Source organism: Timonella senegalensis JC301, assembly GCF_000312125.1.
GTDB classification, from domain to species: domain Bacteria; phylum Actinomycetota; class Actinomycetes; order Actinomycetales; family Cellulomonadaceae; genus Timonella; species Timonella senegalensis.
Window position 1 is genome coordinate 264,387 of the sequence record NZ_HE978641.1, and the last position, 12,803, is coordinate 277,189.

The following is a 12,803-nucleotide window of genomic DNA, read 5'->3' on the forward strand; positions in this document are numbered from 1 at the left end:
TTCTAGGCCTTACACCCTGCGAAACATCTAGCATTTCCGGCGAGTCATCCAACCTATGGGACGATGACTGGCGCTTATGCAGGGCCAGGCAGTCCGCGCGCCGGCACAGCCTTGAGGCTGATCCCACAGCGACTTCCGCCCATTTGACCCTTTGGATGGAGGACAATGGACGGGTGGTAGATGACAAGCCCTCGAAAATGATCCTGCTGACGGGACCTTCTGGTTCCGGGAAGTCACGGCTTTCGCGACTCTTGGGGTTGCCTTCATTGAACTTGGATAACTACTACCATGACCACGACTACCCCGGCATGCCTCAGCGTTTTGGGATCGTCGACTGGGACTCCCCACTTTCGTGGAACAAGGAAGCAGCGCTCGAAGCCGTCACAGAGCTGACGCGTAGCGGCCGCACCGAGGTACCCATCTACGACATCTCGACCTCGAGCCGCACCGGCTCGGAACATGTCGACATGACCGGATCCTCCGTATTCATTGCGGAGGGCATCTTTGCCGCCGAGCTCGTTGAGGAGCTCAAGGAACGCGGCGTCCTCGCCGACGCCCTGTGCATCACTAGGCCCCGCCTCCAAACCTTCTGGTTCCGCCTTATGCGGGACCTCTCCGAGTCGCGAAAACCGCCGCTCACGCTGCTCCGCCGTGGCTGGGGACTCATGCGGGACGAGCCGAGCAGATCAAGAAGTGGGTTGCCAAGGGCTGCCGCCCGGTCTCCGTGAGCGAGGCCGCCGACTGCGTGCGCTCGCACGTGTAACCCCCGCACTCACCCTCCCCCCCCTCTCCTCCCTCCCTCGTCGAGAGTGGGCTCAGGAATACTCTCGATGGCAAGGGTGGCGGCGACGGACCCGCTCGCGGGGGCACAGACGCGCTGCACAAGCACGAGACACAAGCACGAGGCTCAGACGCACTGCCCACGCAAGGACAAGCCACAAACGCCGAAGGGCGGCCACCCAACCGGGTAGCCGCCCTTCGGCGTTGTACGTGTGCGGAGCTAGGCTCAGCCCTCGGTGACCTGCGGCATGTCCTCAACGGACACGGCGTCTCCGGCCTCGATGGCTGGAACGGTCACGCTTGTGCGGGCATCGCGTGGCTCCGAGCGGAACGTGAACTCGCCGAGGATGCCCTCGCCCTGTGCGTCCACCATGATGACCTCACCGGAGTGGAACTCACCGAACAGGAGTTTCTCGGACAGCACATCCTCGATCTCACGCTGCAGCGCACGACGCAGCGGACGCGCTCCGAGTACAGGGTCGTAACCCTTGTCGGCAAGCAACTGCTTTGCGGCTGGCGAGAGTTCGATTGCCAGCGCCTGGTCTGCGAGGCGTCCATCGAGCTTGGCAATCATGAGGTCCACAATCTGCAGGATCTCGTCGCGCGAGAGCTGTGGGAAGACGATGACGTCATCAACACGGTTGAGGAACTCTGGGCGGAAGTGCTGCTTGAGTTCCTCGTTGACCTTGCCCTTCATGCGCTCGTACGACGTGGTTGGGTCGTTCGAGGCGTTGAATCCAACCTGGACGCCCTTTGCTACATCCTTGGATCCAAGGTTCGTGGTCATGATGATCACGGTGTTCTTGAAGTCCACAACGCGGCCCTGGGAGTCGGTAAGACGACCCTCTTCAAGGATCTGGAGAAGCGAGTTGAAGATGTCGGCGTGTGCCTTCTCGACCTCGTCGAACAGGACCACGGAGAATGGCTTGCGGCGGACCTTCTCGGTCAGCTGGCCACCCTCGTCGTATCCGACGTATCCCGGAGGGGCGCCGAACAGACGCGAAGCGGTGTGCTTTTCGCCGTACTCGGACATGTCGAGCGAGATCAGTGCGTCTTCGTCGTCGAACAGGTACTCGGCAAGCGCCTTGGCGAGCTCGGTCTTACCTACACCCGTTGGACCGGCGAAGATGAACGAGCCACCAGGACGCTTGGGATCCTTGAGGCCTGCACGGGTACGGCGGATCGCCTGGGACAGGGCCTTGATGGCGCGGTCCTGGCCAACCACACGCTTGTGCAGTTCGTCTTCCATCTTGAGCAGACGCGAGGACTCTTCAGCGTTGAGGCGGGTCACTGGGATACCAGTGGACATCGCAAGAACCTCAGCGATCAGGTCTTCGTCAACCTCAGAGACGGTGTCGAGGTCGCCAGACTTCCACGCCTTCTCCTTTTCGGCGCGCTCCTGCGTCAGGTTCTTTTCCTTGTCGCGCAGAGCGGCGGCCTTCTCGAAGTCCTGCTCGTCAATGGCAGATTCCTTCTCGCGTCGAGCCTCAGCGATGCGCTCGTCGATCTCACGCAGCTCTGGTGGAGCGGTCATACGGCGAATGCGCAGACGTGCTCCGGCCTCGTCGATCAGGTCGATCGCCTTGTCTGGCAGGTAGCGGTCGTTGATGTAACGGTCCGCGAGGGTTGCTGCTGCGACGAGTGCGTCATCCGTGATCGATACACGGTGGTGTGCCTCGTAGCGGTCGCGCAGACCCTTCAGGATTTCGATCGCGTGAGGAAGCGTTGGCTCGGCAACCTGGATCGGCTGGAAGCGGCGCTCGAGCGCGGGGTCCTTCTCGATGTGCTTGCGGTACTCGTCAAGCGTGGTTGCACCAACGGTCTGGAGCTCACCGCGGGCGAGCATTGGCTTCAGGATCGAAGCGGCGTCAATTGCACCCTCTGCGGCGCCCGCACCAACAAGGGTGTGGATCTCGTCGATGAAGAGGATGATGTCGCCGCGAGTGCGGATCTCCTTGAGGACCTTCTTCAGGCGCTCTTCAAAGTCACCGCGGTAGCGGGAGCCTGCCACGAGGGCACCGAGGTCGAGGGTGTAGAGCTGCTTGTCCTTGAGGGTCTCAGGAACGTCACCGAGGACGATGTCCTGTGCGAGGCCTTCAACCACGGCAGTTTTACCAACGCCTGGCTCACCAATGAGGATTGGGTTGTTCTTAGTACGGCGGGAGAGCACCTGCATAACGCGCTCAATTTCCTTGCCGCGGCCAATCACAGGGTCAAGCTTGCCCTCGCGTGCGGCCTGCGTGAGGTTTCGGCCGAACTGGTCAAGGACTGCGGAACCTGCGGGGGTTGGCTCGTTAGGGCCACCAGCGGAGACTGGCTCCTTGCCCTGGTAGCCGGAGAGCAACTGGATGACCTGCTGGCGGACGCGGTTGAGGTCCGCACCAAGCTTGGTCAGGACCTGAGCTGCAACGCCTTCACCCTCGCGGATGAGGCCGAGCAGGATGTGCTCCGTGCCAATGTAGTTGTGGCCAAGCTGAAGGGCCTCGCGGAGCGAGAGTTCCAGGACCTTCTTGGCGCGTGGGGTGAATGGGATGTGGCCAGATGGTGCCTGCTGTCCCTCACCGATAATCTCTGTGACCTGCGAGCGCACGGCATCGAGCGAAATGCCAAGGGACTCAAGTGCCTTGGCTGCTACGCCCTCACCCTCGTGGATGAGGCCGAGCAAGATGTGCTCAGTTCCGATGTAGTTGTGGTTAAGCATCCGTGCCTCTTCTTGGGCAAGGACAACCACCCGACGGGCTCGGTCAGTAAATCTCTCAAACATGTGCGCTCCTCACGAGTGCTACCCTTCGATCCAGTCGGGGCGCCGCGGATCTCAGGTTGGCTTAGGTATGACTCTAGTAGGTTCAAACCCGCCGAGTCTCACTCATATGCCCATGTTCGCCAGCGGCGTGACTGTTCAGCCCTGCGCGCACATCACAGCCACCTCAAACGAGCGATCAGGCCGTGTAGATGTCCAGCACTCGGTGCCCGATGTAGTCCACGTCGAAGGACTTTGCTTGCTTGATTTGAGCCTCACTTTCGGCCGAGCGCAGTTCCTTGGACTCCACGTACCGCTTGAGCATCTGCGCAAAGGCCTCGGTGTCAGTTGCGTCCACGAGGTTCCGTTCGAGGCCCTCCATGACCGTGCGGTATCCGGGGTTGTCCCCCGCGATGACCACTCCGCGGCACGCAGCCAGAGCCTCGACCACGGAGATACCAAAGCTCTCGCCACCGGTGGATGGCAGCGCCACAATGTCCGCGCCAGCCAACAGTTCGGCCTTGTCATCCTCGGCCACGTAGCCGATGAATGAGGTGATCTTATCCAAACCGGCCGACGCCACATAGCTGAGTAGATCGTCGTGAAGGGGCCCCTTGCCGCCGATGACAATCTCGAACGGCGTATCGGTGATGTCCACGAGGCGGCGGCACGCCGCCAGCAGTTCGCGAGCGCCCTTGCGCTCGACCAGCCTGCCAAGGAAGAAGATCTTCACAGGCGCACCAGAAGCCGCCGGCTGCTCCGCAAGCCTTGCCATCTCCGCGCGGTGCGCGTTCTCGTACCCGAGCACTCGCACGGGGTTCCCAATGACCACGGGAGCGACCTTGAGCGCCTCGCGCGCGAACGACGCAGCAGGCGAGGACACCGCGATGACCTGCTTAAACCGGCGCAGTTGCTTGCGTTGCACCCAGCCGAGCGCCTTGGTGCCTACCCTGGTCAGCCACGACCACGGCAGGATATGGAACGTGCCCACGATCGCGGTGGAGGGCTTGGCATGCGCGATCACGCGCCCCGCCATGAGCGGGCTGTACGGCATGTGGATGTGCAGGACGTCGAAGTCAACGGTATCGAGCAGTTCCTTGATCGGCTCCGTGGGCGCCGGAAGCGGGATGCCCAGTCGGTTCCCATTGAACTTAAGGCGTAGGTTCTTGGCGAGCGAGTGCATGCGAGGTAGGTCCGTGCGCTTGGTGGTCGACGTCAGGTAGTGGACCGTGTGCCCCTTGCCGGTCAGCCACCGTCCGAGCGTCAGCACATGCTGCTGCACGCCGTCCGTGCTGTCGAGTGAGTCGTCAATGACGAGGCCAATAGTGAGGGACCTGGTGGAGTCTTGGGTCATCAGTGCTGCACTTCCATCGTTGTCTTGCGTGTGGGGGCGGGCCCGCTGTGGGAGGAACGCTCAGTGGCGGCGCGCGGCGCGCCGCTCGGCCTACGTCTCGAGGAGGATCGTTACCGGTCCGTCGTTGGTGAACGCCACGTCCATGTGGGCGCCGAATACGCCGGTACCCACGGTCAGGTTTCGCGCACGCAGTCCGTCCACCACAGCCGCTACCAGCGGCTCGGCCACGTCGCCCTTGGCGGCGCCGTTCCAGGAGGGCCTACGGCCCTTCTTCACGTCCGCATACAGCGTGAACTGACTAACTACGATTATGGGTGCGTTCACGTCACTGGCCGACTTCTCGTCATCCAAGACTCGGAGCTCCGCTACCTTACGGACGATCGTGTCGACCTCGGCCTGGCCGTCTCCATGGGTCACTCCAACGAGCACCACGAGGCCTTGGTCTGTGAACGACGAGACGACTTCACCATCAACGGTCACGGATGCGTTGCGCGCCCGCTGCAGTACAGCCCGCACAAGTCACCAGCCTCCGCGCTTGTTGTTTCCTGAGCCTGAGTTCCCGCTGCCATAGCCGTAAGGGGTTACCGCCGGGCGTACGTCGGTGAGGTAGATGAAGGAGGGAATCGCCACCAGAAGTGCGCTGAGCCCGAGGAAGCCCCAACCGAGCGGTGGCTGTAAGCCGAGGAACCCTACGAGCGCCGTACCGCCCAGGAGAAGAGACCAGAACTGCTTGGTCTTCTTGCCCTCACTGGTAAACGCCCGTGCTGGCCTACGCAGGCAATCAACCAGCGCGAACACCTCGACCGCGAAGCAGCCAGCGGTGAGCGCGAACATGATGAGCTGTTGGAGTGGACCAAACATGGTGCCTACTTTTCGTTCGAAGGGGCGGGTGCGGAGCCGATTCGCTGGATTGGAGGATCTCGACGAATCATAGCGGAGCCAGCAGTTCGCGGGCTTCGCTCTCAGTGGCGCCGCTCGCTTCCGCAAGGTCCACGATCGCGGACCGCAGGATCAGGATGAGGGACTGAGCGTGCCAGTTGGTCTCGCCCAATGCGCCGGGAGCCGCGTCGGCTCCGATCTCGCGAAGCATCTTGAGCGCCACCTTGGGTTCCTTGCCCAACGCGAGCGAGGTACCCAGTTCGACCACGGCTTCCGCCATTCGGTCCATGAGCTGCGCCACCTGTTCGGAGCCCTCCGAGTGCGGGGTGCTGCTCGCCCTGCGTGCGATGACGCGAACGGACCGCATTGCCCGGTCTACGAGTACTCGAACGTTCTCGATTCTGGTGATTTCACCGCGGTGTCTGCGTGCAGATGCCGCAATCCGTGCTGTGTTCAGGGACTCCTGCGAGGTGATGCGCCAGTCCTCGAGGATGCCTTCGGAGGCTCGTCCACGGGACATCGCCACATCTTGATCGGCGGCAGAACCGGTCCGAAGTCCACGTGCCGTGAGTTTTAGGGTTTCCGCGAGTTCTCGGCAGGCCGCCCTTGCTGTAGCCCGTGCTCGACGATGTGGATCGCTCGGCACTAGGAGCGCCACGAGGACCGCGACGACCGAGCCGATGACCGCATCAGACCAACGTCCAAAGCTCCCGCCCAAAGCGGGGCTGAGCAGTCCAGCCGGGAGGCCAATAAGAACTGCCGTCTGGGTGCCAGTGTGGCTGGCAAGGGTGGCGCCCGATCCCGCGAACCGCGCGATCATGACAGCGAGGAAAATTGCCACAGCAATCTGGATCGGTCCGTGGCCAAAGAACACGCCGAAGTACTCACCGGCAAAAATGCCAAAGGAGAGGCCTACACCGGTCTCCGCAACCCGGCGTACGCTGCGCTCGGCGGTGAAGCCAAGGCACGCCCACGCAGCGACGGGAGCGAAGTAGGGATACTGATGCCCAAAGACCTTGTTCGCCACCAAGTGGGCAAGCCCGCACGCAATTGCGGCGATAAGCGTTGGCCCAAAGGCTCGCCGCACTCGTCCAACCCCTTGGCGCGACCACGTGGCTATTCTGTTCCACAGGACTTGGGCTGGGGCTATAGCCGTTGCCACCTTACAGATACCCGCCCATTGCGTTGCTCAGGTTGACTGCTCCACGCGCAGCACGAGACGTCTCGCCACGTGCACCGGGACGGTCGGCGGACACTCCTTCACCGGCCACGACGACCTCTTGGCCACCGGAGATAGCGCCGCCATCGCAGTCCACTACAAACTCGGCATCTGTGGGGGTAGAACGCTTGATCACGCCCAACGCGATCGGGCCAAGTTCGTGGTGACGTGCCACCGACGTGACCTGCCCTACGACCTTTTCGCCAACGTAAATGTTCGCTCCGCGTTCTGGAAGCAGGTGACCGGAACCATCGAGGTAGATCATCACGAGCCTGCGCGGAGGCCGGCCCAAGTTGTGCACACGCGCAATGGTTTCCTGGCCGCGGTAACAGCCCTTGTGCAGGTGGACAGCCGTGCGCAACCAGTCCAACTCGTGCGCGATCGACTTGTGGTCGACCTCGTTCTCGATACGGGGACGCCATGCCTCGATGCGGAGAGCCTCCGTGGCCCAGGTGCCCGCGAGTTTCCACCCGCCGGCCTCCCGCCGTGCCACTTGCGCCGCAAGGTCTTCGCGGGGAACCAGCACGAGACGCCACGGGCGCTGCGTGCCGGGGTGCTCGGAAGAGTCGGCCGCATAGCGGGTTCCACCCTCGAGCACCTCAGGCCACCGGTCGAGCCACGTCACGGGCTCAGAATCCTTGCCCTCGTGAGAGATGGGCTCACCGATTGCGGCCCATTGGTCGGTGACATCGGCAATGTCCACTTGCTTCATGAACTTCATGCGGTTGAGCCACGCGTTCAACTCCACGGCCTTGGGCCGCGAGGTGATCAGCCAGGTGGTCTTGCCATCGTCTACAACTCCGGCGGCATGCTCAATGTGTCCCTGTGGAGACAGCACCAGGAGTTCCCGTGAACTACGAGGCTCCAAGCCCTCAAGCTGTGCCGAGGTGATGGAGTGCAGCCATTCGAGCCGTTCCGGCCCGGTTACGGAGACCACACCAAGGTGCGACTGATCCACCACCGCTGCCCCGCGCACAAGTGCGCGCTGCTCCGCAGTGGGGTCGCCATAGTGCCACGCCACACCTGCATCAGGGCCGGCCGCGGCAACAGCACCGTGGCGAGATAGAAGGGGACTCGAGTATTTCTGCTCACTCAATGCGCCGCCGCCTACTCTTCTACGCGAGTCAGCGTTGCCGAAACGTAGTCCTGCAACGGATTACCGAACGCCGCGAGCGACTGAACCCACATGAGGTTGCCGTTCACGTTGCCGTACATGCGCTTGGAGGCGGTGACCTCCGCGGCAGTTCCGGTGCGTGCGATCAGGTCGGAGACCAGCTGTACCTTGCCGTCGCCAGCGGCGCCAAGGTACACGGCCACACGGCCCGCAGGGTCGGAAAGCAGCACCTCAAGCGAGGTCTGCCCCGCGGGCACGCCCTGATGCGGTTCGGGAGCAATGCGCCAGTAGCCCGTCTCAGTCGACCACACGACCAACTCGGGGTCCGCTGGGTCGTGCGCAGAATCGTCGGAAATCAGTTCGGGGGCGTCATCGCCCGCGAGTTTGGCGTCCAACTTGTCAAACTCGGCCATCTGGTCGGGGACCTCTGGCATTGACTCGGGGGTCAAACGAATCGTGGATTCGTACCGCAGGTACGGTCCACCATCGTGGTCAAACGTCACCTCTTGGATAAAACCGGAAGTCTCCAACCCTGGATACTCCAGCACCCCCTCACCTCGCCACGATCCAACCAACCACGCGAGCGGGTAAAGTTCGGGAGCTAGTCCCTGAGGAAACGTAAAAGCCACTGTTATCGCTGTCCCTTAAAAAGCTTGTACACGGCGTAGCCGGCGAACCACACAATGGTGACCGAAACGGCTACGAGCAGGGTGAGAAAGAAGGCCTCAAGAATCTGTACGTCTACGTCCATGAGGCAATCCTACCTGCCATATCTAACGCATTGGCATAACCCGAAGGCACGTGGGTAGTATTCCCACGCTCACTGTGGCGTGGGCGGGAATCTCAGTGCAGGTCCCGCCGCGAACCTGCGTGAGGGAACATAGGATCATGACCTACTCGCGACTCGTCATCAAATCAACCAACGGTACCGATCGCATCGAGACCGTGAACCAAGCCCTCACCGTGGCAACCACCGCCTTGGCAGCAGGAGTCGAGACGTCCGTGTGGCTCACGGGAGACTCCGTGCTGCTCGCGGTTCCGCGCTACGCCGCCGACATCGAACTCGAACACGGAAACTCGTTCGAGGACATGGTCTCCCTGATCATCGCCGAGGGCTCGCTGACTGTGTGCACCCAGTGCGCCGCCCGCCGCAACCTCACCCAGGTTGACCTACTGCCGGGCGTGCGGATCGCCGGCTCCACCTCCTTTGTAGAGGAGATCCTGCGGGACGGCACCCAGGCAATCGTGTACTGATTACCGACGATCTTGGTCGCCTTAGTACGCCACGCCCACTTGGGAAGGGGTCGGGTCAGAGGACGATACGCCCGATCACGTACGTCAAAATGCCCATGACGGCGATCGGCAGGGTTACCACGGACATCCACGAGGTGCGCCCCTTGACGGCCGGAAGCCTGCCAAACAGGGAGTGCAGGGCCACCACGATGACACCTGCGGCCAGGCCGATAATCGCGCCGGACAGGGCCGAAAGGTCGGCGAGCACAAAGGTCGAGAGCCAGCCAATTACGGTGGACGCCCCGATCACGATCACGCTGGACAGGGCGGTGGGGAACTTTGCGGCGGACAGTGCGGAGGCAACTGCGAGCGCCGCAGCACCCGCGACAGCGAGTTCAACGCCGCCGTCAAGCTTGTAACTGGCAACCCAGCCCACTGCGCTGATGGACACCACGCTTCCGGAGACGGTTCCCACGAGGGAGTCCACGAGGCTGTTGCGTGGGTATGCGCGCAGCATCTCGTTGATGAAGGCGAGGAACACCGACATCGCCAGGATGATCGGCAGGTAGCGCAGCCACGGCTCGTCAAGTGTGGCCGCGAGGCTCGCCAGCGCACCCAAGCCCGACAGGATGACCACGAGGGTTGTCCCACCCTTGGCCGGAAGGCGCAGGAGGCTCGGCCAACCCACCGCGAACACGATACCCAACAAGCCCACAACAACAATGAGCGGGATGAGCCCAAGGTAGGCTGCAGCTGCCGTGACGGCGGACAGGACGGCCGCTAGAACGGCCCGGGTCGAGAGCTTCACGCCTAACAGTCTCCCAGATTCGTAACAGCCTCGGCGAATCTCGCCTAAGTTCTGGAGCGGGCGTGCCGTGACCTGCAATAATTTGGGCAACTAAAAAATCAGATTCGACCCGTGGAATGTGCCCGGGCGCATAGCGCATCCGTTGTAATCTGAGCCTCACAAAACATTGGAAGGTGGACCGGTGGCTGAGCTCCTATTGCTGACATCAACCACAAACGGTTCGATACAGGTACTCCCCGCACTCGGGCTGCTCTCCCACCGGGTGCGCGTACTCCCCATGGAAGCCTCCGCGCTCGTGGACGCACCCGAGTCCGACATTGTTCTCTTGGACGCCCGTCGGGACTTGGTCGGCGCAAGGTCTACGTGCCGGATGCTGCGCGCGACCGGTTCTGACGTGCCGGTTCTCCTCATCATGACCGAGGGCGGGCTCATGGTGGTCACTTCCGATTGGGGTGCAGATGACCTCCTCCTTGAGACTGCGAGCCCCGCTGAAGTTGAGGCCCGGCTCCGCCTTGCTCGAGAGCGAGTCACACGGGTGGAGCAGGTTGAGCGCCCAGAGGAGATCACCTCTGGAGAACTGTTCATTGACGCCTCCGGCTACACTGCGAGGCTTCGAGGCGTGCCGCTCGACCTCACGTATAAAGAATTCGAACTCATCAAGTACCTCGTTCAACACCCGGGTCGAGTTTTCACCCGCGCCCAACTCCTCCAAGAAGTATGGGGCTATGACTACTACGGTGGCACACGCACCGTCGACGTCCACGTGCGGCGACTCCGCGCCAAGTTGGGTGTGGAGTACGAGCAGATCATCGGCACGGTTCGTAACGTCGGCTACAGGTTCGACCCACCCAAGGACCGCCGCATGAAGGACTCCTCAGCGGAAGCGGCCATTGTGGACGACCTCGACCTACAGGACCACGCCGAGTAGTAGCGGGCGTTTATACGTAGGCCTCTGGGAGGATTTGCTGTCCGGAGTCCTCGTATGTTCGCCCTTTGGCCCCGGACTTCACTAGACTCGGCACGTGAACCGAGACTTTAACGATGTCCTGACCGATGGCCCATGGAAGCACGAGTTTGTTTCCGCAAACGGAGCCCGGTTCCATGTCGCGTTGGCAGAACCAGCACAAAAGCCGGCTCCACTCGTCATCCTGCTGCACGCATTCCCCCAGTTCTGGTGGGCTTGGCGCAACCAGATCCCTGCACTCGTGGACGCCGGATACAGGGTCGCGGCAATGGATATGCGCGGAACGGGAGCCTCGGATAAGCCGCCAACCGGCTATGACATGGCGACCCGCACGCGCGACGTCGCCGGAGTGATCCGGTCCCTCGGCGAGCAGAACGCGGTCATCATCGGACACGGACTGGGCGGCGCCACGGCCTGGGCGATGGCCTCACTTCAGCCATCGGTGACCCGTGCGGTCGCGGCACTCTCGGCACCGCACCCGGCGCACGTCCACACCTCGACTCGCTCCACGCTCACGCGCGCGGCGTACGCCCAGATCTCACTTTTCCGTGTGCCTACTCTCGCGGAGAAGACCCTGGTCAAGCCAGAAGCCTTGGCAAAGTTGATGAACTCGTGGGCACACGTGAAGTTCTCCCAGCAGGACATTGACGTTTACGCGAACGCACTAGGCATCCCCTTCGCCGCCCACAACGCCCTTGAGCCGATGCGCTGGTACAAGCACTCCCTGCCCACCCCGCTCGGCCGCCGTTTCCTGCAGTCGGTGCGCACTCCCGTGACCATTCCGGCGCTCCAACTCCAGGGTGCTAATGACCATCAGTTGCGGCGGGAGAGCGCCTCCGTTGACGCCTCCGCGTTCTGCATGAATCTTCGGTATGAAGTCATTAACGATGCCGGGTTCTTCCTGCCCGAGGAGGCGCCGCAGGCCGTGAACTCGATCATTACTGATTGGCTAAAGGACTCGGTTGAGTCGCTCGCTGACTAATCGGAGGGGAACTTGGTGAGCTTGGCGGCCTTGTCCGCGTCTGTCTCCCCAATCCCGTACGAGGGGCATAGCGGCGCAAGCGCACACGCCCCGCAGGCCGGTCGCCGGGCAAAGCAGACCCTGCGCCCGTGGAAGATGACTCTGTGGGACAGGAGCGTCCAGTCCTTGCGCTCCACGAGTTCGCCGATCTGGCGTTCCACCGTGACGGGATCCTCATCTTCCGTGAGTTCCCACCTGCGTACGAGCCTGCCAAAATGCGTGTCCACGGTAATCCCGGGAACCCCAAAAGCGTCGCCGAGTACGACGTTGGCGGTCTTCCGTCCCACCCCGGGCAACTTCACTAGATCGTCGAGGTTAGCGGGCACCTCTCCCCCGTGTCGTTCAAGTAGCGCCTGGCCGATTCCCACGATCGACTTGGCCTTCTGCCTGTGGAAGCCCGTGGTGCGGATGTATTCCTCGATGTCCGCCACGTCGGCCTGGGCGTATGCAAGGGCGTTCGGGTAGGCGGCAAACAGTGCGGGCGTCACCTTATTGACCTGTTTGTCGGTGGACTGGGCGGACATGACCGTAGCGATGAGAAGCTCAAGTGGCGTGGTGAAATCGAGTTCGCAGTGCGCGTCTGGGTGAATCTCGCCAAGTTCTCGGAATATTTTGCGGGCTCGTCGCACTTTGCCTAGTGGAGGCCTATTGTTATTGGCGGGCATTGTTGCACCTCGTTGATCCTGCGCGG

The 12,803-nt window shown here is 62.3% G+C and carries 13 protein-coding genes; 4 read left to right on the forward strand and 9 right to left on the reverse strand.

The features are described 5' to 3' along the window. The first annotated feature begins 173 nt into the window (after nucleotides 1–173). On the forward strand, nucleotides 174–728 hold the full coding sequence (locus tag HGSM_RS01205) for a uridine kinase family protein (RefSeq protein ID WP_230197460.1): 555 nt from the start codon (nucleotides 174–176) through the stop codon (nucleotides 726–728). Between the two features lie 278 nt (nucleotides 729–1,006). Here HGSM_RS01205 and HGSM_RS01210 read toward each other — a convergent pair whose 3' ends face one another. The 7 genes from HGSM_RS01210 to HGSM_RS01240 all read right to left on the reverse strand — a co-directional run bounded on the left by HGSM_RS01210 (nucleotide 1,007) and on the right by HGSM_RS01240 (nucleotide 8,715). Then, the gene (locus tag HGSM_RS01210; RefSeq protein ID WP_040594216.1) at nucleotides 1,007–3,544 is read right to left on the reverse strand and encodes an ATP-dependent Clp protease ATP-binding subunit; all 2,538 of its coding nucleotides are present in this window, start codon (nucleotides 3,542–3,544) and stop codon (nucleotides 1,007–1,009) included. Between the two features lie 175 nt (nucleotides 3,545–3,719). Next, nucleotides 3,720–4,874: a glycosyltransferase family 4 protein gene (locus HGSM_RS01215; RefSeq protein WP_019146914.1), complete on the reverse strand. Its 1,155-nt coding sequence runs from the start codon at nucleotides 4,872–4,874 to the stop codon at nucleotides 3,720–3,722. 90 nt (nucleotides 4,875–4,964) lie between these two features. Further along, nucleotides 4,965–5,390 (reverse strand): D-aminoacyl-tRNA deacylase, encoded by a 426-nt coding sequence (dtd, locus tag HGSM_RS01220; protein ID WP_019146915.1) that lies wholly within the window; start codon nucleotides 5,388–5,390, stop codon nucleotides 4,965–4,967. Between the two features lie 3 nt (nucleotides 5,391–5,393). Continuing rightward, entirely contained in the window at nucleotides 5,394–5,735 is a 342-nt protein-coding gene (locus HGSM_RS01225; RefSeq protein ID WP_019146916.1) for a DUF2516 family protein, read from the reverse strand. A gap of 67 nt (nucleotides 5,736–5,802) precedes the next feature. Further along, nucleotides 5,803–6,840 carry an FUSC family protein gene (locus tag HGSM_RS01230; protein ID WP_019146917.1) on the reverse strand — a complete coding sequence of 346 codons (1,038 nt, stop codon included), beginning with the start codon at nucleotides 6,838–6,840 and terminating at the stop codon, nucleotides 5,803–5,805. A gap of 76 nt (nucleotides 6,841–6,916) precedes the next feature. After that, complete coding sequence (ygfZ, locus tag HGSM_RS01235; protein ID WP_040594217.1) at nucleotides 6,917–8,068, reverse strand: CAF17-like 4Fe-4S cluster assembly/insertion protein YgfZ; 1,152 nt, start codon at nucleotides 8,066–8,068, stop codon at nucleotides 6,917–6,919. Nucleotides 8,069–8,079: 11 nt separating this feature from the next. Continuing rightward, the gene (locus HGSM_RS01240; protein WP_019146919.1) at nucleotides 8,080–8,715 is read right to left on the reverse strand and encodes an FABP family protein; all 636 of its coding nucleotides are present in this window, start codon (nucleotides 8,713–8,715) and stop codon (nucleotides 8,080–8,082) included. Nucleotides 8,716–8,974: 259 nt separating this feature from the next. Between HGSM_RS01240 and HGSM_RS01245 the strand changes: the two genes are divergently transcribed. Next, complete coding sequence (locus HGSM_RS01245; RefSeq protein WP_019146921.1) at nucleotides 8,975–9,340, forward strand: DsrE family protein; 366 nt, start codon at nucleotides 8,975–8,977, stop codon at nucleotides 9,338–9,340. A gap of 55 nt (nucleotides 9,341–9,395) precedes the next feature. Here the strand turns inward: HGSM_RS01245 and HGSM_RS01250 are convergent, their stop codons facing one another. Then, nucleotides 9,396–10,127, reverse strand: a complete 732-nt coding sequence (locus HGSM_RS01250; RefSeq protein WP_019146922.1) for a hypothetical protein — start codon at nucleotides 10,125–10,127, stop codon at nucleotides 9,396–9,398. A 181-nt stretch (nucleotides 10,128–10,308) separates the two neighbouring features. Between HGSM_RS01250 and HGSM_RS01255 the strand changes: the two genes are divergently transcribed. Both HGSM_RS01255 and HGSM_RS01260 read left to right on the forward strand, forming a co-directional pair. After that, on the forward strand, nucleotides 10,309–11,055 hold the full coding sequence (locus HGSM_RS01255; RefSeq protein WP_019146923.1) for a response regulator transcription factor: 747 nt from the start codon (nucleotides 10,309–10,311) through the stop codon (nucleotides 11,053–11,055). Between the two features lie 94 nt (nucleotides 11,056–11,149). Beyond that, nucleotides 11,150–12,073, forward strand: a complete 924-nt coding sequence (locus HGSM_RS01260) for an alpha/beta fold hydrolase (protein WP_019146924.1) — start codon at nucleotides 11,150–11,152, stop codon at nucleotides 12,071–12,073. On the opposite strand, the gene nth is transcribed toward HGSM_RS01260, so the two are convergent. Beyond that, on the reverse strand, nucleotides 12,070–12,777 hold the full coding sequence (gene nth / locus HGSM_RS01265; protein ID WP_040594423.1) for an endonuclease III: 708 nt from the start codon (nucleotides 12,775–12,777) through the stop codon (nucleotides 12,070–12,072). The genes HGSM_RS01260 and nth overlap by 4 nt on opposite strands. Nucleotides 12,778–12,803: the final 26 nt, after the last annotated feature.